Below are 23,683 nucleotides of genomic sequence, written 5' to 3' on the forward strand. Positions count from 1 at the left end.
CGGACGACTTCGACACCGAGCTCACATTCTCAATCCTCAACCCCTCCAATGCCTCGCTCGTCGAGCTCACCATCAACGGCTCCTTCCTCGCAGCAAGGGCCCTCGAGACGAACTGGTCCGGCTCCGCAGAGCTCGCCGTCAGGGCCACCGACGCGCGCGGCCAGTCCACGACCTCAAATCAGTTCGCAGTTCTCGTCGCAGAGGTCAACGACGCACCCCTCATCACCTCCATCCCCAACATTACCGCAGAGCTCGGCCGCAACTACACCTACCAGCTCACAGTCGTGGACGACGAGAACGACACCCTCTTCTTCTCGCTCGACGAAAAGCCCACGGGGATGCTGGTCAGCTCCGCAGGCCTAGTCACCTGGAAACCCTCATCCATGGACGACGTGGGCAAGACATTCAACATCACAGTGCGCGTCTCCGACGGCACCCTCTTCGACCTCCAGAAATTCAATATCACCGTCTTCTCCACCAACCACCCGCCCGTCATAAGGCCCTTCGTCAGCGCCACCGCATACGCCGGAAAGCCCTACTCTTGCCAGATCGAGGCGAGCGACGAGGACGGCGATGTACTTGAATTCTCGCTGTTCAGAGCACCAGCGGGAATGACCATCAACTCGTCCACGGGCCTGATTTCCTGGCCCTCGCCGGTGGAGGGCAACCACACCATAATCGTCAACGCCACCGATGGCATCGTTTCCTCGAGCTACACCTTTAATCTGAAGGTCATCAAGAACACCATTCCCAGAATCAAAAGCTCCCCACCGAGCAGGGCCGTCGTCGGGCAGGAGCTCAGATACCGTGTCGAGGCCTCCGACGCCGATGGCCAGGCCCTGAGCTTCGAGCTCGTGAGGGCCCCGTGGGGAGTGAAAATCTCATCTTCCGGGGTCATGACCTGGACACCGCAAAAGAACCAGACCGGCAACCAGCACTTCGTCGTGCAGGTCAGCGACGGCGTGGACAGCACAACCCAGAGCTTCGACATCGAGGTCGTCGAGAGCGCAGTCGCAGGCATCGACCCCCTGCTTCTGGGAATTGTTGCGCTCGTGCTCGTAGCCTGCGCGGCTGGGGCCCTCTGGTACTCAAGGGCGAGAAAGAGGGAGATGAAGCTCAAGGGCAAGTGGCCCGAGATGCCCCGGAGGCCCGAGGTGGTCTCGGAGGAGAAGCCCGGCGGACCGCCGGCTGGGCCGGGTGCTCCGCAGGAGAAGGCCCCGCCCGGGAAACCTCCGGCGCCACCTGAGGCTCCAAAGCTTCCGGAGAAGGAGGAGGCCGGAGCCGCGGCTCCCGCGGAGGCTGCGGCCGCGCCCGCGAGGGCACCCCCGCCCCCGCTCGCCGCGGCCGCTCCCCTGCCCGGCGCGACCCGCGTCCAAGACATATTCGTGATATATCGCGACGGAAGGCTGATTCACCACCTGACCAACCGTCTCACGCCCATGGACCACGAGATATTCGCCTCGATGTTCAGCTCGGTCCAGGACTTCATGAAGGACTCGATGGGCGCCCAGAAGGTCGACGCGATCAAATTCGAGGACTACAACATACTTATGGAGAAGGGGAAGATGATCAACCTCGCGGTCGTGCTCTCCGGCGAGGAGCACCCCGACACGAGACAGACGATGCGAACAGCCATCGCCGACATCGAGCTCGTCTGCGCCCGCGCGCTGGAGAAGTGGGACGGCGAGGCGGCGCCGCTGAAGAAAGACCTTGAGCTCCTGCTCAGGCCCATCTCTGAGCTCTATCTGACTGCGGCCCCAGCAAGTAAGCCCCGGGTCAAGAGCCCGGAGGAGTACGTGAGCATACTCGGCGGCGTCGAGTTCTACAGGGGCTACATCAGGCTCAAGCTCGTCATTACGAACGACCTCGACGCCGTCATAACCGACGCCTCAGTGAAGATCATCGTGAAGAGTGACGCGATGAGAATCAGCCACATCGAGCCTCCCCAGTACAGGCTCGAGGGCGACAGCATGATAATTGGCAACGTCCAGCCAGGGGAGAAGGTCCAGGCCGACGTTTATCTGGACCCGCTGGTCTGCACAAGCTCTTTCGTTGACGCAACCCTGACGTTCAAGGACGCCAAGGCCGACCTCTACTCCATAGTGATGCCACGGAGGAGGGTGGAGGTGGTCTGCCCCACCTTCGTCACCGACCAGGACATCAATGTGGCGATGCTCAGGAAGATGATATCCGAGTTCCAGCAGCACGACAGCAAGGTCTACAACATCCCCGAGGGCCTCTGGGCCGAGGACGCGTTCCGCATAGGGATGTCGGTCATCGAGGCCCATAATGTGAGGCTCATCCGAGAGTTCGTGGAGCAGAAGCCCACCTATCGAGCCGAGGCTTGGTATTACGGCAGGACGCAGTTCAAGAAGGACCAGGTCGTGATGAGAATCAGCGTTTCAAGAGAAACGAACACACTCGAGTTCTTCGTCGGCTCGTCGGACCTGGCCGCAATCACCGGCTTGCTGGCGGAATTCGGCCACGAGCTGAACCGCAGGCTGAAGAACAAGGGAATCATCCAGCAGAGCATCAGGCACCTCGACCTGACCGAGAAGGACAGAATCGCCCGGAGGAGCCAGCTCCTGCTCCACCGCTATGCCGAGGGTGAGGCCGAGGCTGAGGAGAGCGAGCCGAATAAGTGAGGCCCGGGCGGGAGCGGTCGCGCGCATGGGAGCGCGGGGGCACGGGCGCGTGACCGCGAATGCATCGCGCGCGAGGGGCGGGGCTGCACCGGAGGCATGGAGATGAGGGTTTACGTGGGGACGAGCGGCTGGGCGTATCCATCGTGGAACCCCGAGTCGTCGCTCGACTGGTACGTGAAGAACGCGGGCCTGAACGCCGTCGAGCTGAACGCCTCGTTCTACAGGTTCCCCTACCCGAACCAGGTGCTTGGCTGGGCAAGAAAGGGGAAGAAGCTGCGCTGGGCAGTCAAGGTGCACAGGTTCGTGACGCATGTCTACAGATTCAAGGGAAAGGCGCACGCCAGCTGGAGGAGGTTCAGGGAGCTCTTCGAGCCCCTGGACAATCGAATCGACTTCTATCTATTCCAGCTCCCGCCGGGCGCCAGGCCATCCTCCGCCTCCGCGATGAAGAGGTTCTTTAATAAGATAAACCTTGGCCCGAGGGCGGCGCTGGAGGTCAGGAATGAGGAGTGGTTCGAGCCGCGATGGCTGGAGTGGGCCGGAGGACTGGGCCTGACATGGGTCTCCATAGACGCCCCTGTCCTGAGCCGCGAGGTCTTTAGGACGTCGGACTTCGTCTATCTCAGGATGCACGGAAGGACCGGGTGGTACAGGCACGACTACAGCGATGAAGAGCTGGGGGAGAAGGCCGCCTTGATTCGGGCGGCGGGGCCAAGGAAGGCCTACATATTCTTCAACAACGACCACGACATGCTCGAGAACGCCAGGGGCATGCGGCGAATTCTGGGGAGCGTGACCAGGAGCCGCTGATGACATAGCCGGGGGCCACCGGCTGTGAGAAGGGCACGGGCTCCTGGCTCGCTCTGTTCACCTATGATGCTCCTGGGGAGTGAAGGGACGGGTGGCTCAGCCGCAGGAATTCCGGTAAATTGTGTCCTGTAGCCGCCGGAGAGCTTTTTGGGCCAATTTTATTAAAGGCTGTGAATAATAATGGGTTATTAAAATAATTTACGAACACGATTAAAACTCGTCTGCCAGAACCCGCACTGCAGATACTACCTCCAGAGCGAGGGAAAGGACATCATCAGGCGCGGCCGGAACAGCGCGGGGCACCAGAGGTTCCAGTGCAGGCACTGCGGCGCGAGGTTCGTGGAGACCAGAGGGACGCCCCTCTTCCGGAGGCGGCTCTCGACCATGGAGGCGGCCAGGATTTGTAGGCTCATCGCCGAAGGGAAAGGAATTCGGCAGATCGAGCGGCTCATCGGGCGGCACAGGGACACCATCAGGGGGCTGATCGGCGCTTTCCTCCGGAACTACCACGCCGGAACGAGATATCTCGTCAGTGCTCTGAAATTCAACAGACCGGAGGTCGAGGCTTTCTGGGGGATGTTGGCTGAGATGAGGAAAATGCCGGGAAAGGTCCAGGATAAAGAATTGGCACGGGACGAGGAGGTGAGGTGAACGGAATGAGCAAAGCAGTGGTGCTAGACCTGCGAAAATTCGAAAGCGGCTTAAATAACGCCATTATTTATGCCCTCCTCCGCCCTGAAAAGATTAATAAATATGCGCATCCAATAGATTTACCAAAGGTCCCCCCCATGAGAAAAATCCCACCCCTGCTGTTCGCCTTACTGCTCTCCGCTCCACTCTCGCTTCCGGGGAGCGAGCCTCTCAGCTTTGAGGGCGGGTCAGGTGAGGTGACGCTCGCCATCGACCCTCCCTCCTTCGAGGCCAACACCAGCATCTCCGTTCCGGCGGGCTTCTAAGCAGCAAATGCCACGGTTCTAGTTAGAGGTTTGCCCGCGATCAACGACCCACCGATCTATCCCGAGAATGTTGCCCTGAGCATCAATGGAACAACCATTTGGGGTTTCCGTGGCGATAGCCTCGGCGCCCTTGGAAAGCAGGAGAAATTCCTCAACGGCATAAAGAGCGCAGATTTCACAGTCGATGAGAAGGGCGGGTCGAGTGGAACCCATATTCGATTACCGAAAGGGGCGGTGGTCGAGAAAGCGGTTATGGAGATATGGAGCGGCCCGAGGCTGGCCATGAGGGAGCTCATTAACTTCACCGGCTCCTCTGAGAACGATAACCTGGGCCACAGTGTATCCGGCGCCGGTGATGTTAACGGTGATGGCTACGATGACGTGATTGTTGGAGTTCCCCTTGCCAACAAGGCTTATATTTATTTTGGGGGAGCGACAATGAACAGCACCCCCGATGTGGTTCTCATGGGTGAAGAAACATTAAAAGAAAAATTTGGATGGTCAGTATCGGGCGCGGGCGACGTGAACAGCGATGGATACGACGATGTGGTCGTGGGGGCGCCATATAATTCCATGTTTGGTTATATTGGAAAAATATGTGTGTATTTCGGCAGCTCGAGCATGGACGCCACTTCGGATCTGATTCTCTTCGGTTTTGCAAGAAGGGGCTGCTTTGGCTATTCTGTTGCCTGTGCCGGAGACGTGAATGGGGATGGGTACGGCGACATCATAATTGGTCAACCTTTCAACAGTTCTGAAAGAGATAATTATGGCGAAGTAAGCATTCTTTTCGGCGGGGCGGATTTCCTTTCTGGGACAGCTCTTGTTGGAAAAAGTAAAAATGACAATTTTGGCGCGTCGGTGTCTGGAGCAGGAGATATAAATAAGGATGGATACGATGATGTCGTAATTGGTGCATCTTTAAAAGACCTATTTGGCGAGTTATATATTTTTTAAGGTGGAAAGAACTTGGATAAGGAGGCGGATGTTATATTTAGGGGAGCCTGCGAAAGGGACTTTCTAGGCTTCTCGGTTTGTGGTGGTGGAGACCTCAACGGCGATGGATACGCGGATGTGATCGCGGCATCAGTCAGTAACAATGGCTCCATGCCTGGAGCAGCGTATGTCCTATTTGGCGGTAGTAACATGGATAACGTCCCCGATAGAACATACATGGGAATTTGGACTATGGGAAATGACCATCCCAAAGCGGTGGGATGCGCCGAGGATATAAACGGTGACGGAATTGATGATGTGATTGTGGGTTCATATCTTGACAACATCGCAGCCAACGAGGCGGGGGCGGCATTTATTTATTATGGTGGCTTGAGCCCGGACACCTCCGCCGATTGGACGCTCCTCGGGGCTGCAGCGGGCGACCATTTTGGCTATTCGGTATCAGGAGCAGGCGACGTCAATGGTGATGGTTATAATGAGATAATCATTTCAGCACCTCATAATGATTCTGGCAGCCGAGACGCCGGCCGGGCGTACATCTATACGCTTGTCAATTTGTCGCTTGGAGGCATTCTTGATCCTGTTATCACTTTGGGTTCAAAAACAGTTTTAAGCCATCCTGGGGTTTTTTCCTTTGGAACCATGATTGCAGTTGATAACTTCGCCTCTACCGTCAACGAACTCCTGCAAGCCGCTGAACCATCAGGCATGGATGAGTTCGGAAACGAGTTTGTCGATATTCCCATGCTCGCGTTCGCAAAGAGCGAGGGCGTCCTGAAAATAACTAATCTGAGCATAATTTACCAGTGCGACTTCAGAACACCCAATTTCGCCCTTCCTCTCAACCTTTACCTCAGAGACCATCAGGGAGACGCAAGCCCCGACGGAAATATAACAGTGCCCATCAGGGTAGCCAGCGCGACTGCCGGGAGAATCAGGTTCTCCGGGCTCGAAATGACCCGCGACCTCCCGCCCGCACAGGTCAGGGAGCTTGAAGGCCTCATCCTGGATGAAGAGACCACGGTCGTCACATTCGTGGACCTTCACGACCACTTCGAGGACGACCTCGACCCGGATGACAAATTGAGCTTCTCTGTCGTTTCCGCCACAAATGCCAGCTCCGTGCGGCTCTGGATATCCGGAAACAGGTATCTCTCCGCGGACGCAATGACGGGCAGGAACAGCGCCAACTGGACCGGGAGCGTTGAGGCGGTCGTCGCCTGCATGGACGGCTGGGGCCAGAGAACGAATTCGCGGCCGTTCACGATAACCGTCAGGAACGTCGAGGACCCGCCCGTGATAACCAGCGAGCCCGTGAGAACCGGCAAAGCGGGCGTCCTGTACTGCTATAATGTGACCGCCGCCGACGGCGACGGCGACGCGCTCGAGTTCAGCCTTGTCAGAGCGCCGGTGAACATGAGCATTGGCTCGTCCTCGGGGAGTATAACCTGGGTTCCGCCGCGGAAGGGAATCTATGATGTCTCAGTGCAGGTGAGCGACGGGAAGTTCTCGGACGCCCAGGGCTACAATATCTCTGTTCCCAACAGCCCTCCCAGAATTATCGATGGTGAGCCGCCTCCGGCTTTGCTGGGAGAGGACTACACATACGCCATTCCCGCAGTTGACGACGACGGTGATGCGCTGAGCTTTTTCCTCCTCCCCCACATCGAGAACATGTCCCTGAACTCCTCCACAGGTGTCCTGAGCTATAGGCCGGGGGAAATCGGAGAGTTCCCGGTCACGGTCAATGTCTCCGACGGCGAGGCGAACATCACGCACAATTTCACCATCATCGTCGTCCGCGGGAACAGGGCTCCCCTGTTCAAATCCAGACCCGTTACGGAGGGCGTCCGCCATGTCCCCTATCGCTATGATGTCCGCGTGGAGGACCCCGACAGAGACCCCGTGAGCCTAACCCTCATTTCGGGGCCCCGGAACATGACCCTGGACGGTGCCACGGGGAGAGTGGAATGGCTCCCGGACGAGACCGGGAATTTTTTCGTGAGCCTCCTGGCCTCGGACGGACGCGGCGGAGAAGCTCTTCAGGAGTTCATGATTCATGTCAGGGAGAAGGTCCCGCACATAGTGGAGTTCGTGAGACCTGCCGAGGGGCAAAGGGTCAGGGGAAAAATAACAGTCGAGGGCAGGGCGCTCGGTGGCTCGCTCGATGTGGTGGGGGTCCAGGTGAGGGTGGACGCGGGCGCGTGGGCCGACGCCGAAGGTAACTCATCGTGGAGATACATCCTCGACACGACGAAGCTCGCGGACGGAGAGCATGTCCTTGAGGCAAGGGCATTCGACGGCTATGATTTCTCTACATCGACGAAAAGAATCATAGTAGTTGACAATCCCGGAACAGGGGGAGCTGGAATTAATATATACTTCGGAACGGGGCTGGTCTTAATTGTTGTTGGGGCGTTGGCGATCTTTCTACGATGGAGACTTTAAAAGACCAGAAGCCGATAAGCCAGAGCTGCTGGAGGGGAGAGAAATTTAGCCATTTTTCACTTCGAAAAAGAGGGAATGATAACTGGGTGGTCTGAAAAGAATATGTTAATCTCTCGCTACGCTTCGAATTTGTAGCACGCCACTCCTGTCCACTGGCCACCGTTCGGTGGAGGGTTGTTCTGCACGTCGTATGTTTCAATATACCAGAGCGCCCCATTGTTGAGTTAGATGCTCTCGTCATTTAAATATTCGCTGGGATGCTGTGAGTATTCGGTATATTGGCAATGGACGAAATAGATGTCTTGAAAAGTAGGAAATCCGTGTTGTTGCGGAATCGCTCTCAGTATGATAGACCGCTCTTCAACCGGTGGGGGCATTGGAGGGTTTGGATTCTCGATTTTAGCGAGATCTCGCTGCCCCCACCCAACACCGCGGAAAAAGGTTTCGAAGGATACCAGAACCCATTGGTTGCCATTCCAGAAATAGAAATTGTTGTTGGGATCGCTGTAAACATACGCGTCAAACAAGAATGGAATCTCAATGGTTTCGACTGTGTCTCCATTATGCCCCCACTTTCCATTTTGCAGCGTAGGGAATTGAGTTATTGTAAATTCAATCGTAAGATATCCGCCGGGGTATTGTCCTCCAGGGAGACATAAGTCTATTTTTTCTGTGAAACTGCATTCGACGATGGAATCGCTATCAAAATCTAGGTCATAATCCACAGTCAACGTTGTGGTTTGCTGGTTTGGACGTTCAGTAAATGTGTGGCTAACGTATTTAAGATGATTGTCTGAGGTGCCCTCGGAGTGACCATAATACATCATCTCTCCCTGGCTCATCTTGATTCCTATCCAAGGTATCGTCATTTCGTGCACGTAATAATCGTATGGATCATTTCCGCCTGCGGAATAGTATAGATCCCAGAAAGAAATGCCTGTGCCCCAAGGGTCTTGGTTCTTATCGGAATGTTCATAGATGGCGGACCACCCGGGAGTCGCATGCCACTGCGGATCGTTCGCCACTACACCATTTACATCCCCGGGTCCCTGCGCCGTCACGCCGATCTACGGCAGCAGAGCCAACAACGCACCTATCCATACCGCAACCCCAAACCATATCCCGCGCTTCATTTGCCCCACCCGCGATTTGTTTGAGGTGTCGGATCAATATAGATTTACGCGGGATGAAAGACATTGTCCTTATTTAAGCGACTTAAACGTCCCGGCTGATGGGACTTAACCGTCCTGATTAACGGGACTTAATATCTGTTGGGTCCTGCCTTATTTGGAAATTGAGACCCATCACGCCCCCTCTGACCGGTGCCCTGACCATTTTGCTTCGGAACCGCACCAGAGCAGCCCTCACCCGCAGTACTTCCTGTAGACCGCGAAGTAGTCCAGCTTCCCGTCCTTCATCTCTTCGTTGAATATGACCTCAAGGCCGCCCTCGGCGTAGCGCTCGACCTCCGCTGCCACCTCCTCCTCGCTGACCAGCTCGAGATTGCGCGCTATCGCGTTCAGGGAGAGCATCCTGTATCGGTCGAACTCAGAGAAGGACTGTCTGAACACAACAGGGTTCTTCAGCTCCTTCTTCTTTCCAGTGACGATGCCTATGGCCGCCGCCAGCGCGACGACGTTGTCCTTTGAGTCGATTGCGTGGCTCCTGTAGGCCTCGTCGAGCCTCCTTGCGCTCTCCTCGTCTATGTGGAACGTGACCATCACCTCACCTCCTGTATGGTCGAGAACTTCTGTAGCTGGTCGTGCTCCAGCGTGAACCTGCGCTGCACGCTCGAGAGCGACTTCCAGTCCTCCGGCCTCAGGTCCTCGTCGGTGACAAGGAGAACAACGTTTTTCGCCAGCTCTGGAATCTTCTGAATCAGGCGGGTCTTGTGGGTCTGGTCCAGCCGGCCGAACGGGCTGTCCATTATCAGCGTCCCCTCGTGCGTCGAGTCCTTCAGGCCGCCGAGGAACGAGAGCGCTAGAACATGCCTCTCGCCGTCTGAGAGCTTCTTTGACTCAATCAGCCCGCCCCCCTGCTCCCTGACCCTGACCTCGAAGGTCTCCGGGTCTATTGACAGCCCGATGAATTCGAGGGGCTTGTTCGTTATCGAGGTATAAATCGAGGAGGCCCGGCGCTCTATCTCAGCGCGCCTCTGCTCGGCGCTCCTGTCGATTATCTCCTCCAGAGCCTTGAGAACCCTGCCCGACCGGGATATCGCCTCGAGCAGCGACCTGCTCGCGGCGCTCTTCTTCGAGAGGCTTATCTCGAGCTGGCGCTCGAGCTCCTGGACCTGCCTGCGGGTCAGGTTGAGGGCTGTGCGAGTCTCTTCAATCCTCGCCTGGCATACCGCCTTCTCCTTGGTCAGCTGGGTCAGCCTGTCGAAAACCTCCTTCTCCCTGAGGTTCTGGGCCGAATGAGTCCTGAGGGCCTCCCTCTCCCTCTCCAGCGCCCTCGCCACCCTCTGGCGGTTATCGTCGAGGTACCTCCTCTTCGCCTCCAATCTGTGGACGTTCTCCCCCTCCTCCTCGACCGCCCTCGCCTTCGAGAGCGCTGTGGTCAGGTCGCCCTGCGTCCAGGAGAACCTGTCGGTCTCTATTACTTTGATTGTTCCAAGGGCCTGGTTGATTTTTCCTATCATATCGTCTATATGCGCGAGCGCATCGACCTCCAGCCTCCCGCCACATATGCAGATGCCGCTGGCCTTCAGGTCCTTCATGAACTCCAGCTGGTCCATTAGCCTCCCCTGCTCGATTCTCTCCTCCACCGCCTGCTCCTTTATCTTCCCGACGAGGTCGACGGCGCCCCTGACCGATTTACCAAGTATAAGCCAGGGCAGCTCGGCCTTGAACGCCGCCTCCGCGCTCAGTATCCCCGCCTCCTCCTTGTCCAGCTCGGCCGAGAACTCCTCGAGCTCCTGAATTCTCGACTGTATACCCCTTAGGTCATCGAACTCCTCCAGGTTGTGCTGGAGGCCGCGGATGTCCCTGTTGAGGGCCTCGAGCCTCTCCTCCTCCTCGTTGAGCTGCGCCACCTGCTGCGCCGCCCTCGCCCTTAGCTCCTTCAACTCCGCCTCGGTTTTCTCCATCTCCGGAGAGGATTGGACGTCCCTGAGCTCCTTCTCGAACTCCTTTCTCACGCGCTCGATGTCCTCCCGGGCTTGTCTGAGGAACGGGAGGCCGAGCGCCTTCTCCACAGTCTCCCTGTTGTTGGCCTGCGCCTCGGCGTACCTAGATATCGTCTCGCCGTCGAAGAAGAAGAAGCTGGCCACGTCCTCGGGGAAGACGTCGTAGAGGAGGGAATTGTCGGAGCCCAGGTCCTTTCCGTCCACCCTGAAGCTCAGGGTCTCCTCGAAGTCTGAGCGCCTCGACGGCTCAGCCACCCCATCCCTCGCCCTCACGCTCCTCTCGACCTCGAACAGCTTCCCATCGTGCTCGAAGGTAACCCGGACCCTAGCATGGTATCTCCCCTCCCGCTTCGCTGTATTGTTTATTAAACCGGGGTAGTTGGCCGGGACGAGCCTGTCGTGCCTTTTCTCCTTTCCATACAGCGCCCAGAAAACGGACTCCATCAGGGTGGACTTGCCCCGACCGTTGTCGCCCTGGACCACAACGACGTTTCCCGGGCCATCCGTTATCTCGACCCGGTTGACCCCGTGGAAGACCTTGAAGTTCTCCAGCTCGAGCGCTTTGATGAGCAGCTCAATCCCCCCCGAGCAGCTTCCGGAACTCCCTCAGCCTGTGGGTCCTGACGGGTACGTTCTTCTCTATCTCGACTATCTTGAGAAGCGTCTCCTCGCTCAACCTGTGCTTTTTACAGACCTCCGAAAGGAGAGCAGGGTCGACCAGTACTTGGGGCATGTGACGCTAATCGCTCTGCGGGGTAAAAAGGTTGTCTGCGGGCCTCTAGAAATCACTGCCGTTCGATGTCGAGGAGGGCGACCATCTCCAGTGCCTCGTCGATTTCCCGGCCCCGGAGCCCCAGCCGGGCCAGAGCCCTTCTCCCACCCGCCGCCTCCGGGCCGCAGGGAGCGGCCCCGAGAGCCTTGAGGAGCTCCTTTCCTCTCCCGCGCGCTCCCCGTCCAATCAGCACGGCGGCGATTCGACGGGTCCTGCCGCTCACCCCGACCAGCTTCAGCGCGTCGCGAATCTGCCTCCGGCCAGAGGCGTAGAGGAGGATTTCCATGGCGAGTGAGGATGTTCGGCCCATTCCCCTCTCCATCGCCCGGAGCGCATGAATGGCCGCGGAGCGCAGGTGCTCCTCGCCCGCGAGCGCGCTAGCGTCGAAAAGCTGAGCCGTCAGGCCGCGGGCTGATGCGAACGCTGATGCCGCCGCGATAAGCTCGCCGGGCTCCCTACGCCTCTGCAGCTCGCCCCAGCAGATCTCGACCACCTGGCCCTCGGAGAGGGGTACGGGCCGCGTAGTTGCCCTTCTATTCCAGATGTCACTGCCTCTACCGCCCCCTGTCGTCTCAGCCCGGCGCCGGGATGATTCGCCCCCTTTTCCTTTTCTGCCCTCTTCTCTTCTAACCATCTCTCCTACCACCTTCGTCTGCAGCGCCGGAAACACCACTCTTCTCTCTTCCTGCTGGGACCTGCATCTCTGCCAGTTGGTTAATTATCGCCTCCGCAACCTTCGGCCCGATTCCCGGAATTCCCGCCAGTTTCTCCCGCTCGGCCGCGGCCAGCTCCTCAAGACTCCTGAGGCCTGCGTTATACAGCGCCCTCGCCCTGACCCGCCCTATGCCCCTCAGCCTGACCAGCTCGAGCAGCTCTTCCCTGACCCCGCTCTCCACCCGCCTCTGCAACAACTCCAGCTCTTGCACAAACGGGAGGTGGAGAAGGCGGGCAAGCTCTCGCATTGAATAGAGAATCCATCTCGCGGTCTCTACCTTCGCCCTAATGTCCCCGGGGCCGACGTCGTACCTCTCCGTCATCACCTCCTCGCCCTTTTCGTCTATCCAGTCCTGCAGTAGGCAGGCGAGCTTCAGGTCAGCCAGATACCACTCATATTCCCCCGGATCGTCCGGGGGTGGAATGAGCAGCCCGCCACGCGCGAGCGCGGCAGTCTGATCGAGCCACTCGATGTCTCCCCTCCTCAGGTACATCCCGACCCTGCGCATGTCCGGCGTGGAGGCTGCAACGTGCAGGAGGCCAAGAGTGGTGGGAGGGGGAATCGAACTCGCCGTTCCCTCCCTGCCCTCGGCCCCTCTCCCTGCAGCCCCCCCGCTATTGTTGTTGGCGCTTTCTGAGCCGGCGGCGGCCTTTTGCGACAGCTTCCATCCGCCCTTGTCTCGGGCCCGCTCCAACGCCTCCCGAATCGTCCTGGCCGACAGAGGGTCTATATAGAGCTCGGATACCCTTCGGCCGTAGGGGGTCGCCTCCAACTCCTCCCCAATCCTTTTGACCAACCCTTCCTCGACCAAAAACTCCAGCGACCTCTCGACGACGATGTCCACCGCCCCCTCCGCACTCTGCCGGGCGAAGAGGGTTGCTCCGAAGAAGCTGAGTAGCTCGGGCATGGTTGATGCGAAGCCCGAGGCTATCGAGGATAGGACGTGGACGCGAAGGACGCCCTCCACGCCAAGCTTCGACTCTATCGGCTCGGGCTCGCCGAGAAGGTACTCGTCCAGGGCGATTCGCAGGTCGGTCTCGGTCCTAGCGACTATTACAGCCTCTCCCTCCGTGTCGTACCTCGGCCTTCCGGCCCTTCCGGCCATCTGCTTTATCTCGTGAACCGGAATGAACACCTGACCCACTCCAGGCTCGAACCTCCTGATGTCGCGTATAACGACGCACCTTGCCGGCATGTTGATGCCCGCGGCCAGGGTGGGCGTGGCGAAGAGCAGTTTGACCCTGCCCGACCTAAAAGCCCCCTCGACCCTCCGCCTCTGCTCCGGCGTCAGGCCGGCGTGGTGGAAGGCGACGCCGCACCTGACGCAACCCGCCAGGCGCTCCGCCATCGTTGTCCTCTCTACCTCCGCCGCCTCCAGCTCCACCCCCTCGGCCTCCAGCGCCTCCCTCTCGCCCCCGGCCAGCAGCTTCGCCACCAGCGGCCTCGCCTTCAGCGCCATCGCCTCCGCGGACCGGCGCGAGTTGACGAAGACGAGGCACTGCCCGCCCCCGAGAATCACCCTCCGGGCCAGCGGGAGGGCCGGCTCCGAGTGGAGCCCCACCTCGACTTTTGTATTGTCCGTGAACCTGACCTCGCCCTCGAAGAGCACGCCCTCCCTCAGCCTGACGGGCCTCCAGTCGCTCGTGTAGTGCTCCGCGCCGAGCCAGCGCGCCAGCTCCGCGGAGTTGGGGATTGTGGCGGAGAGAGCGAGGAGCTGGGCCCGGGGGTTGAGCCGCCTGAAGCGCGTCAGCAGAACCTCCAGCGTCGGTCCCCTGTCCGGGTCACCTATTAGGTGGACCTCGTCTGCCACAATAACCGAGAGGCTCGAGAGCCAGCGCGCCCGGTGGCGGAGGAGGGAGTCGGCCTTCTCCGAGGTCGCAACAACCACGTCGTATCTCTCGAGATACTCGTCCGCCGTGTCATAGTCGCCGGTCGAGACCCCGACCCTGATGCCGAGCGGCTCGAAGGCCCTGAGGTCCTCGAGCTTCTCGCTCGCCAGCGCCCTGAGGGGAACTATGTACAGCGCCCGGCCGCCCTCTAGGACTCTTTTCACAAGGGCCAGGTACGCCACAAGCGACTTCCCTGAAGCGGTCGGCAGGGCAAGGACGAGACTCTTGCCGGCTAGTGCCGGGGCGATGGTCTCTGCCTGAGGGGGATAAAGAGTGGTGAGGCCTTGCTGCTTGAGAATCGCGACAACTTCCGGTGGGAGGCCGAGCTCGTCAACGCACGGGAGTCCCCGTCCAACGACCCGCGCACCTCCAACTTCGTAGGGCCCCTCTTTGGTGGCTCCGGGAGTTCCTGTCTTTCCCTCCATGTGTTGCATGGTGACCTTAGGCCGTCCCGGGGATTTCAGCCTTGCGACGTGACCGAATCATCCTGCGTCGTGAGTGGGGGCTGTTGAAGACGGTTTTGGTAAGACGGGCGTCGAGCGCGGGCAGAATTCGCGAAATTCTTAACAAAATCTTTAAATAAATCCCACGGACTATGTCGTTAATAACGGTCAGAGACAGGAGAGGCAGAGATATGATGATGAGGGGCGCGTGCCTGATTCTCGCCGCCGTACTGGTCGCAGGCTCCGTCCCGCTTCAGGTGGCCGGAGGAGGGGGATGGGGCGGGGCTGGCGGCTCCGGGAGCGCGAGGGCCGCGGGGGCCGGAGGTGAGGCCGGCTCCTCCCCGAGAGCCGCCCCGAACGCCGACGCCGGCCCTGACCAGAGCGCTCTGGTCAATCAGACAGTCTACTTTGACGGCTCGAACTCCTCCGACCCAGATGGGGACCCCCTGAGCTACTCTTGGGACTTCGATAGGAGCAACGGCATCCAGCAGGACGCCACTGGCGTTAGAGTCAGCCACGCTTACAGCCAGCCCGGGACCTACTGGGTCACGCTGACTGTCAGCGACGGCCAGCTGTTGGACACGGACGAGTGCCAGGTCACAGTCACAACGGCGGGGACTAACGCCCCTCCCACGGCGGTCATAAGTAGCCCTGAGAACGGGGACATATTCGTTGTCGGGGAAAGAGTTAGATTCGATGGGTCCAACTCAAGCGACCCGGACACCCCGTCCGCCCTACTCAGGTTCACCTGGGGCTTCGGCGATGGCACGTCGGATAGGGGAAAGGTTGTCTATCACACCTACACAGAGCCGGGCCTGCGCATCGCCAACCTGACCGTCAACGACACCAGCTCCGAAAACCGCGACTATGTCTGGATTAACATCCTCCCCGCGCCAAGCCCGGGCGAGATCAACACCCCTCCTAAAGCAGACGCTGGACCCAACCAGTCGGTCGTGGTCAACGAGACGGTCTATTTCACCTCGCTCTCCAGCGACCCCCAGAGCGACAACCTCAACTACTACTGGGACTGGGACCGCTCGGACGGTGTGGACTTCCTCAATCCTGACGGAGAGGGTAAGGTCTGCACCACATCCTACGAGCGGGCAGGCAATTACACCGTGACGCACTGGGTCATCGAGAGCGACACTATGGCTCACTTTTTCGCGGTGGACACCTGCTGGGTCAATGTGACCGAGGTTCCCCTCCTTCCCCCGCTCGCGGAAGCCGGCCCGGACCAGACTGTGGAGGTTAGCAAGGAGGTCACGCTCTCAGGCTCTGGGCTCGCTCGCAATCCGGGGGGCTCGATTAGGCTCTACGAGTGGGACTTCGAAAGCGACGGGGTGTGGGACTGGAACTCCACCACGACCGGCCGCGCCCGCCACACCTATAGGGTCGTGGGAAGTTATGTCGCGAGGCTCAGGGTCACCGACGACCACTCCCTGACCGCCGAGGACACGACCAACGTCACCGTCACGCCGAAGCCGAACATACCGCCAGTGGCGAGCGCGGGAGGGGACGTGAGCGCCTTCGTCGGCCAGACCGTGGTCTTTCACGGCACTGGCTCGGACGAGGACGGGCAGGTTGTGCTCTACCAGTGGGACTTCGAGAGCGACGGCGTCTGGGACTTCGAGAGCCCCTCATCCGGCACTGCGAGCCACGCCTACCCCGCCCCCGGTACATTCGAGGCCCTCTTCAGGGTGACGGACGACCGGGGTGACAGCGCGGATGACGTCTCTGTTGTCACGGTGGTGCTCAACCAACCGCCTATCGCCGACGCCGGCGGGGACCAGACCGTCAACTGCGGGGAGCCCGCCCAGTTCGACGGCAGCGGCTCTAGGGACCCCGAGGGGCAGAAGCTCAGCTTCTCCTGGGACTTTGACGACCGGGACGGAATTCAGGCCGACGCCTCTGGACCGATGGTCGAGCATGTCTACACAAGAGGTGGGGATTACACGGTCACCCTCACAGTCACGGACGAGATGGGCAAGAGCGCAAGGGACACCGCCATCGTTACGGTTGTTCAGACGGCCGGCGTCTCCCTCGCGATCGACTCGAGGGGCAAGAGCCTCTCCCCCGGCGAGAGCTCGGAGTTCAGGCTCACGATTCTGAACACGGGCAATGGCGAGGACACCTTCGGTCTGAGCGTATCCGGGGACAATTACAGATGGGTCAGCCTCCAGAAGATTGAGGTCTCGCTAGGGGCGGGCGCCTCTGCGGTGGTCGGTGTGACAGTCACCGTGCCCATGGATGCTGCCGCCGGCGCCCAGGCCAAGTTGAGGATTAAGGCCGCTTCCGCCCTCGACTCAAGCGTCGAGGCTGAGGCGCAGCTGACTGTAACCGTTAAGCAGGTCTTCGGCACGAGCCTATCTTCCGAGCGGAGCCAGCTCTCTATCGAGGCGGGCAGGAGCGCCACTCTGAGAATAACGATAACCAATACGGGCAACGGCGATGACAAGGTCGTCCTGAGCGCCACCGGCGCCGCTGGAAAGTGGGCGAGCTTCAGCCCCCGCGAGACCCTCCTTACAAAGGGCGGGATCAAGACAGCCTCGCTCAGAATTCAGGTTCCGAATGACGCCGCCGCCCAAGACTACTTATTGATGATACAGGCGACCTCGCAGGACGGCAGCATAACCTCGACCCTCACCCTCAACCTAACCGTTAAAAAGGCTTCGGGCCCCACTCCGGCGTTCACAACACCTCTCCTTGTGGTGGCGTTTGCTGCTGCCGCAATTTCGGTCGCGCTGCGGCTTGGTTCACGGCGCCACCTGGAGTAGCCTCAGTAAGCAATCTGCCCTAAGAATTTTACGCGGTGGCGGGGGAGTGGATAAATGAAGGGCCTGGTCTTTCATTTACCGCTGGAGTGGGTGTAGAAGTAGAGCATCTGGCCCGTTTCCATTGAGAAAGCGGAGACACAGCCCTCCGACTCCAGAAGGACGGCGTAGCCGGTCTTCTCGGCGGCGGCGTACATCGAGACCAGGCTCAGGCTGGGGTGGAGGTGGTCCGCCCTGAGCGATAGGGAGACGGATGGGAAATGGATTCCTCCTTCTTTAAAGAACCTCCAGGCAGTCTCATTGTCACTCCTCATCAGCGCCTCCGCAGAGGCCATCGTGAGGGTCCTCGGAATGGAGGCCTCGGCCGTACTCAGGGCAGTTGGGGGCGAGATCCAGTCAGATTTCAGTATGTATTCACCGGCTAAGGTGCGAGTGACGTTGATGAAGTACCCAACGGCCGCGCCCGGCCAGGCGAAAGTGAGGTTCCAGCTCGCGGACTGGGGGCCAAGGCTCCCCTCAGTGTAGGTGCCGCACACGGCGTAGGCCTGGGGGTGGCTGGACAGGAACTGGCTGAAGTCCTGACTCCTCGACTTCGCCTCCTGAACGGCCTCAGAGGGCGAGAAGCGGAGGCTGGAGGCACCTGAGCCCATCTGGGGAACGTCGTTGAAGGAGGCAAAGAATTCCTGGGGGAGGGGGGAGGGGTTGAAGCTCTGCGGAGTGGTGTCGATATCGAAGGTGCCGGCTGAGAAGCCTCTCATCTCGGAAATATGGTCGGAAGAGTAGAATGTCTCCCCGCTCCTTCCGGAGAGATGCGTGTGAATGCGGGTCGGAAGAGAGGCGTTGCTGCAGAGCCACATATCTATAAAGAACTCATTCAGCCCAAAACGACGCATTGAGTCGGCGTCCATGGTGATATGGAGGCCGAGGCTAGGCCGGCCACGAACGTCGCGCGCGTCGATGGGGCTCCAGTAGTAAACCCCGCCGCCCGTGGACAGGCTCCCGTTTAGGGAGGAGGGGGTTTCCTGCGAGAAGCTTTTCCCGCGGTATATCTTCTCCAGCTGGAACTGGTCCAGAATGTCCCCGACCCTTAAGTAGGCTCTCAGGGTGTCGGTCGAGTCAAGAGTGGAGCCGGGGAAGCTGATAAGTAGAAGGGAGATGGTCGTCCGGGCCCGGGCCTCGACCAAGAACACACCGCCGGAGGCGGGGTCGGAGAAGGTGTTCTCGTCATAGCTAAGATTGCCACCCAGCCTGTAGGTGCCGGCGGTGGTGGTGGAGGCGTTGCCGTCGAGCCTCAAAGTCTCCTTGCTGTATACATGGAGGGCTCTGTGCTGGACCTTGAAACCGTCCTCTCTCGTCGTGACCTCCCAAACCCACTGGTCGAGCGTGCCGCTGAATTCGAATGAGACGGCGTTGACGTGCACGGAGCCGGATGGGAGCTGAATCGTGTAGAGATATGTGTCGTTGTTGCTAAGTGAGGCCGCTCCGGACACGTCGTAGTAGGCCCTGTCGTCCACCCTTTTCTCCGGCACCACCACGCTCAGCGGCCTCACGTTGATTCTCGATCGCGCAGGCTGCGATTCCCTACCACCCTCGTTCCTGACCACAAGCTCCACGACATAGCTTCCGGGCTGAGAATAGAAATGGCTGACCGTTTTCTTCTTTCCGGCCTCCGTGGTGCCGTCCCCGAAGCTCCATTTGTACCACACCAGCTTTCCGGTGCTGGACGAGGAGAAGCTTCCATCGAAAACCACCACCTCCCCAGCCGAGGCGCTGGGAGGGTGGATGATGCGGGCTTTTATGACCTCCGCCGGGTGTGCAAAAGTATTGAGCAGGGCGGCAAATAGTAAAATAAGGACAATCGCCAGCGCCGCTAAGATTGCGCCCCTCCTCACCTTTTGGTGGGAGTGCGGTGCGACCCTCCGCACTTTCCTTACCTTTCTTACCTTCCGTACAACGAGTGCTTCGGGGGAGCTTCCGGGTGTGGCCCTTTCGGTCCTCTCCGCCTCTCTCGCGTAACGCCGCTCCTGCGCCACTCGCTCCTCTGACGATACGGGGCCGGGTCCACCCTCCCCGCCCCTGTCTTTTTCTTCGAGACGAATAATTCCCTTCCTTTCTCCCAGTTTCGTCAGTTCTGGGACTCCACGTGCCGGCGACATCGGTCCGGGGCGCCTGCGGCGCGGGGTGGGGTAGCGAATCTCGGCGTGCGGGAGCGCAGTGTGGGTTTCCCCGAGCGCTATGCCCGATGCGCGTGGTCTTGCGAGTCTTATGGGCTGAGGAGGAGGCTGTGTCGGTGCAGGCCATTCTATACGAACGCCGGGCTCCGGCGGGGACGGGCTGGGGGGCGGCTGTGCCTGAGGCGGCTTCTCAACGGGAGGACGGGCCGGGGGGTGAAGCTGCTGCTTCAGGAGCTCTAGCCGCCTCTCCCGGAATCTCTCGATGTCCGTCTCCAGAAGAACCTCAAGCTCGCTGACATCGAATCCCATCTCCTTCCACTGGGCGAGCTTTTTTCTGAACCTCTCCCTCTCGGCTTCAGAGGAGGTGTCGATGCCATTTCCCTGGGGAGCCCCTCCAAGAGGAGGCATGAATCGGTATTATCCCCTTGTAATTAATTAACTCTGTGGTCCGGTTCCAGACTCCCCCCACTATCCCCTTTTGCGGTTCCTCGCGGGCATTTCGAGAAGGTATGCTTAATGGGCCGAATGGTACATCTGGTGGCTAGAGGGGGAGGCATTATTGGTGGGCTCGGCGCGAGCCCACGTTCTAATAGGCCTTCGGGAGGGGTCGATTTCGCCGGTGTTGGCTATCCAGACCCTCCCTCCTGTTCCGGGGAGGGTGGCCCTCTTATTTCCTGCCCAGGTCCCGCAGGGGTGGTTGGCTGGTCTGGTTGCTGCGGATACTGCTCCTGGGTGTACTGCTGCTCCCCCTGTTGGCCCTCGTAGCCCTGCTGGCCGTACTGTACCTGCGGGTATTCCTGTTGGTCGTACTGAAGTGGGTAACCGTGCTCATCGTACTGGGGGTAGGGTGGGTAGCCGTCACCGCCAAGCTCCTGGGACTGTTGATACATGCTCCCCTCTGGGACGGCCTCGGCAGGCTCCGCTTCGAGCGAGGCCTCGGCAGGAGGCATCCTCCTGCGCCTCATCACGAAAAAGGCGCCGATGCCCACGAGCGCCACGAGCGCCACTATTCCGCCCAGAACCATCAGGGTCCGGGAATCAATCAGGGGCTTTGTCTCCGGTTCCTTCACAACCACCGTCAAAGTTATAGTGGTCTCGGAGCGACCGTCTGAGACCGTCAGGGTTATGGCATGGGTCCCGACGCTGAGCTCCTTTGTAGTAAAGGAGGGCAGGGTGCTGAGAATTCTGCCACCCTCAGTCCATGTGTAGCTCAGGGGGTCGTTCTCTGGGTCGGAGACAGTGACCGAGAACGTGATCGCCTTTCCCTTCTCGAACTCCTGACCGAGCTGGGGCGAGTAGGAGATCACCTTGGGCGGGTTGTTTTTTAGAATCTCTATGGTGATGCTCTTGGACTTGACTGTCGCCTCTCCGTCGGAGACCTCCAGGTATATCGTGTGCACGCCCGGGGCGAGCGAGGATGTGGTGAAGCTCAGCTCGTCGCTCAGCTCTATCTTCTTGTCCATCCAGCTATAAGTAAGGGCGTCGCCGTCCGGGTCCTTTGCCGTCCCTTCGAAGGATATTTCTGTGCCTTCCATGAAGGACTCCCCGTTTTTCGGAGAGAGTATTTTGACTTCGACCGGCTCTCGGTTTTTGTTTTTCACGGTTACCCTCCACTCCCTCTCCACTTCCAGCTCGCCGTCGTCCACAACTACTTTGATAACATGCTCACCGGCGGAGAAGTAGTTCGTCTGATATAGGAAGCTGTTGTCCGAAGGCCCCATGTTCTTCCCGTCAATGAACCAAGTGAAGTTCAGGAGGTTCGGCGACTCTATATCCGTGGCTGTCACGCTGAACTCCATGCTCTCCATTTCCGTCATCGTCACCTCGCCCGAGGGGCTATAGTTGGTTATCTTCGGCGGGTCGTTGACCGGGATAACCGTGACCCTAACGGTCACGAAGGCTTCGCCTATCCCCTTGTCGTCCTGGCCAGTGAATTTTATCTCCTCCGTGAAGCCTGAGAGGTTGGGGCCCGGCTTCAGAGTGACCTTCTGGGTGATGTACTCAACAATAACCGCAACCCGGCTCTGTCCGGAGGGAATGATGGTGACTGGGTCATTCTCCGGGTCCTCGAAGACCCGAGACATGTCAAGCGTAAGGCTCTCGTCCTCGTTTATCTCGACTTGGGCCGGGGGCGGATTCACTACTTTGGGAGGTTGGTTCACGTGCTGGACGGTGACGTTGCAGGTTGCGGACACGGAGGCTGAGGCGTTGTCCGTGGCGGTGAAAGTCATTCTGACATGGCCGTAGAAAGTGACCGGGTCGATTAGCGTTACCTTGCCAGCTGGCGATATCTCAACCCAGACCGAGCCGTTGTCCGAGACCGAGTAGGTCAGCTTGTCCCCATAGGGTATGTCCACATCAGAGAATATCTGGCTGAGGTCAATGGACGTGTCCGTGCCTCCCTGCAGCATCTGCACGTCGGCGATGCGCTTCTTTATATATGGAGGGTCGTTAACAGAAGCCACCGTGACTTTCATCGTCTGCTGAACAACACCCCCAAAGCCGTCCCTCACTGTGATGTCGACCGACTCCTGCCCGTACCAGTTGGGCTTAGGAAGAATGTCTATGGCGCCGGATGTTGTATTATATAATGTAGTGAGCTGGCTCGCACCGGCGAGCTCAAAGGACAGGTCATCCTCGTCCGGGTCGGAGAAGAGTGATAAAACGGGAACGGATGTTGACTCGTCCTCGTTGATAAAGACGTCTGGTATTGTGCCCTGAGCGACAGGGTTGTGGTTGGGTGAGGAGAAGGTGATTTTGTAGTTCATCATCGCGGTGTCATCGGTTATCTGGTTGTTCCGAACCGCGAAGAGCATCGAGACAGATATAAAATAATAGGTCTCGGCCGGGGCTGCGGGGAGGTTCAAGGTGACTGAGCCGGTCGTGCCGCTGCCCTGAATATTGACCCCTCCGATAAGATAGTGCATGTTTTGGTCGAATATGGAGACATTGAAAACATCCGTTCCGCTATTCCTATCTACCCGGACTTGGAGGGTGTCGCCGGCCAGCACTCTGTACCTGTACCAATCGTAGTGGTCCCAGCCTTGGTCCACCCGGTCGCTCGGCGCGGCGTTGTGCTTGACCCTCGTGGCGTTGTTGCAGTCGTTGTTTCCATCTGATGGGACAAGCATCTTGCTAACTTGTAATGTGTAGTCCCCGGCCCCGTCGTAAGCCGATGCCTGGACATAGTACCAGCCGGTGTAGGAAGCCGCCCAGCTCACCCTCTCGGTCGGATCTCCGTACCATGATAAATTATAAATCTGAGAGCCATTGAAATTTAGAATATCGTAGACGGCGAGGTCGAAATCGTTGGTCCGGTCCGCCGTCATGTTCACCCACGCAACCTCGCTCTGGCCGCTGACGTTGCCGTTCAGCCAGATTCTGTACCATTTGTTCAGGCCGGGCCGTTCAGAGTCTAGCGTGCCCGTGTAAGTGTTCCCAGGTGTCATCGTGATGGGGTCGTCCAGTGTCACGTTGAGCACGTACTCCGACGTCCCCAACAGGGCGTTGACGAGTATGTAGTAGGTGCCGTTGACGCTTATCAGAGTGTTGGCGGATGCAGGCGATTCGCTGGTGGAATGGTAGGCTATATAGTCGCCCTCTGGGTCGAGCAGATATAGCCCCATCGTGGTATTCTGGTCGCTCCAGCTCAGCTTCGCGCTGAGGACCTTCCCGGCGGTCGCCGATATCTTGAAATAGTCTTGAGGGTCGTCCGTGGAGTTGACCTCGCCCGTTACAGGAACACCGCTCGAGACGGGAGTGGCTGAAGCCATGTCGTTGTCGCTGTCGGGGGTCCTTTGGTCCGCACCGGCGGGGGCCGGGAGGAGGACCGCTCCTGCGGAAAGGGTCATCAGAAGCCCAGCCCATAGCGCGAGGCCTTTTCTTATCATAACTTCGCACCTGCCTGTCCATAATCTATAATATATTAATAGTTTGTTGAGCAGGAGACGAGCAAAGGCTTTAGGGCTAAATCCTT

The 23,683-nt window shown here is 59.1% G+C and carries 16 protein-coding genes; 7 read left to right on the forward strand and 9 right to left on the reverse strand.

Going from position 1 to position 23,683, the window contains the following annotated elements; genetic code table 11:
- Window positions 1–2,645, forward strand: a 2,645-nt coding sequence (locus QW379_01345; GenBank protein MEM2869055.1) for a putative Ig domain-containing protein, incomplete at its 5' end; no start/stop codon positions are given.
- A gap of 102 nt (window positions 2,646–2,747) precedes the next feature.
- Window positions 2,748–3,455 (forward strand): DUF72 domain-containing protein, encoded by a 708-nt coding sequence (locus tag QW379_01350; protein ID MEM2869056.1) that lies wholly within the window; start codon window positions 2,748–2,750, stop codon window positions 3,453–3,455.
- A gap of 245 nt (window positions 3,456–3,700) precedes the next feature.
- On the opposite strand, the gene QW379_01355 is transcribed toward QW379_01350, so the two are convergent.
- Window positions 3,701–3,841 carry a hypothetical protein gene (locus QW379_01355; protein MEM2869057.1) on the reverse strand — a complete coding sequence of 47 codons (141 nt, stop codon included), beginning with the start codon at window positions 3,839–3,841 and terminating at the stop codon, window positions 3,701–3,703.
- Between QW379_01355 and QW379_01360 the strand changes: the two genes are divergently transcribed.
- From QW379_01360 to QW379_01375, 4 genes are all read left to right on the forward strand, one after another.
- Window positions 3,840–4,106: a hypothetical protein gene (locus QW379_01360; protein MEM2869058.1), complete on the forward strand. Its 267-nt coding sequence runs from the start codon at window positions 3,840–3,842 to the stop codon at window positions 4,104–4,106. The genes QW379_01355 and QW379_01360 overlap by 2 nt on opposite strands.
- Window positions 4,107–4,243: 137 nt before the next feature.
- Window positions 4,244–4,411 carry a hypothetical protein gene (locus tag QW379_01365; protein MEM2869059.1) on the forward strand — a complete coding sequence of 56 codons (168 nt, stop codon included), beginning with the start codon at window positions 4,244–4,246 and terminating at the stop codon, window positions 4,409–4,411.
- A 30-nt stretch (window positions 4,412–4,441) separates the two neighbouring features.
- Window positions 4,442–5,368, forward strand: a complete 927-nt coding sequence (locus QW379_01370) for an integrin alpha (GenBank protein ID MEM2869060.1) — start codon at window positions 4,442–4,444, stop codon at window positions 5,366–5,368.
- 642 nt (window positions 5,369–6,010) lie between these two features.
- On the forward strand, window positions 6,011–7,816 hold the full coding sequence (locus QW379_01375; GenBank protein MEM2869061.1) for an Ig-like domain-containing protein: 1,806 nt from the start codon (window positions 6,011–6,013) through the stop codon (window positions 7,814–7,816).
- A gap of 224 nt (window positions 7,817–8,040) precedes the next feature.
- Here QW379_01375 and QW379_01380 read toward each other — a convergent pair whose 3' ends face one another.
- The 6 genes from QW379_01380 to QW379_01405 form a co-directional block, all read right to left on the reverse strand.
- Complete coding sequence (locus QW379_01380; GenBank protein ID MEM2869062.1) at window positions 8,041–8,877, reverse strand: hypothetical protein; 837 nt, start codon at window positions 8,875–8,877, stop codon at window positions 8,041–8,043.
- Between the two features lie 303 nt (window positions 8,878–9,180).
- Window positions 9,181–9,537, reverse strand: a complete 357-nt coding sequence (locus QW379_01385) for a hypothetical protein (protein MEM2869063.1) — start codon at window positions 9,535–9,537, stop codon at window positions 9,181–9,183.
- Window positions 9,537–11,522 carry an AAA family ATPase gene (locus QW379_01390; protein MEM2869064.1) on the reverse strand — a complete coding sequence of 662 codons (1,986 nt, stop codon included), beginning with the start codon at window positions 11,520–11,522 and terminating at the stop codon, window positions 9,537–9,539. Before QW379_01390 ends, QW379_01385 begins: the two co-directional genes overlap by 1 nt.
- Complete coding sequence (locus tag QW379_01395) at window positions 11,518–11,676, reverse strand: hypothetical protein (GenBank protein ID MEM2869065.1); 159 nt, start codon at window positions 11,674–11,676, stop codon at window positions 11,518–11,520. The genes QW379_01390 and QW379_01395 overlap by 5 nt, the downstream gene beginning before the upstream one ends.
- A 52-nt stretch (window positions 11,677–11,728) precedes the next feature.
- The gene (cgi121, locus tag QW379_01400; GenBank protein MEM2869066.1) at window positions 11,729–12,208 is read right to left on the reverse strand and encodes a KEOPS complex subunit Cgi121; all 480 of its coding nucleotides are present in this window, start codon (window positions 12,206–12,208) and stop codon (window positions 11,729–11,731) included.
- Window positions 12,209–12,341: 133 nt separating this feature from the next.
- Window positions 12,342–14,753, reverse strand: coding sequence for a DEAD/DEAH box helicase (locus tag QW379_01405; protein MEM2869067.1), 2,412 nt, complete (start codon window positions 14,751–14,753; stop codon window positions 12,342–12,344).
- 200 nt (window positions 14,754–14,953) lie between these two features.
- Between QW379_01405 and QW379_01410 the strand changes: the two genes are divergently transcribed.
- Complete coding sequence (locus tag QW379_01410; protein ID MEM2869068.1) at window positions 14,954–17,536, forward strand: PKD domain-containing protein; 2,583 nt, start codon at window positions 14,954–14,956, stop codon at window positions 17,534–17,536.
- Between the two features lie 71 nt (window positions 17,537–17,607).
- On the opposite strand, the gene QW379_01415 is transcribed toward QW379_01410, so the two are convergent.
- Window positions 17,608–20,115, reverse strand: coding sequence for a PKD domain-containing protein (locus QW379_01415; protein MEM2869069.1), 2,508 nt, complete (start codon window positions 20,113–20,115; stop codon window positions 17,608–17,610).
- Window positions 20,116–20,333: 218 nt separating this feature from the next.
- Window positions 20,334–23,597, reverse strand: a complete 3,264-nt coding sequence (locus tag QW379_01420) for a tandem-95 repeat protein (protein ID MEM2869070.1) — start codon at window positions 23,595–23,597, stop codon at window positions 20,334–20,336.
- Window positions 23,598–23,683: the final 86 nt, after the last annotated feature.

The sequence above is a fragment of the Thermoplasmata archaeon genome (genome assembly GCA_038851035.1).
GTDB lineage: Archaea > Thermoplasmatota > DTKX01 > VGTL01 > VGTL01 > JAWCLH01.

Bases quoted from the DNA above. Each gene is read 5' to 3' on its own strand.
- QW379_01350 (MEM2869056.1), top strand. From the start codon at position 2,748: ATGAGGGTTTACGTGGGGACGAGCGGCTGGGCGTATCCATCGTGGAAC.
- QW379_01410 (MEM2869068.1), top strand. From the start codon at position 14,954: ATGATGATGAGGGGCGCGTGCCTGATTCTCGCCGCCGTACTGGTCGCA.
- QW379_01395 (MEM2869065.1), bottom strand. From the start codon at position 11,676: ATGCCCCAAGTACTGGTCGACCCTGCTCTCCTTTCGGAGGTCTGTAAA.
- QW379_01360 (MEM2869058.1), top strand. From the start codon at position 3,840: ATGGAGGCGGCCAGGATTTGTAGGCTCATCGCCGAAGGGAAAGGAATT.
- QW379_01375 (MEM2869061.1), top strand. From the start codon at position 6,011: ATGATTGCAGTTGATAACTTCGCCTCTACCGTCAACGAACTCCTGCAA.
- QW379_01385 (MEM2869063.1), bottom strand. From the start codon at position 9,537: ATGGTCACGTTCCACATAGACGAGGAGAGCGCAAGGAGGCTCGACGAG.
- QW379_01405 (MEM2869067.1), bottom strand. From the start codon at position 14,753: ATGCAACACATGGAGGGAAAGACAGGAACTCCCGGAGCCACCAAAGAG.
- QW379_01415 (MEM2869069.1), bottom strand. From the start codon at position 20,115: ATGCCTCCTCTTGGAGGGGCTCCCCAGGGAAATGGCATCGACACCTCC.
- QW379_01355 (MEM2869057.1), bottom strand. From the start codon at position 3,841: ATGGTCGAGAGCCGCCTCCGGAAGAGGGGCGTCCCTCTGGTCTCCACG.
- QW379_01365 (MEM2869059.1), top strand. From the start codon at position 4,244: ATGAGAAAAATCCCACCCCTGCTGTTCGCCTTACTGCTCTCCGCTCCA.
- QW379_01420 (MEM2869070.1), bottom strand. From the start codon at position 23,597: ATGATAAGAAAAGGCCTCGCGCTATGGGCTGGGCTTCTGATGACCCTT.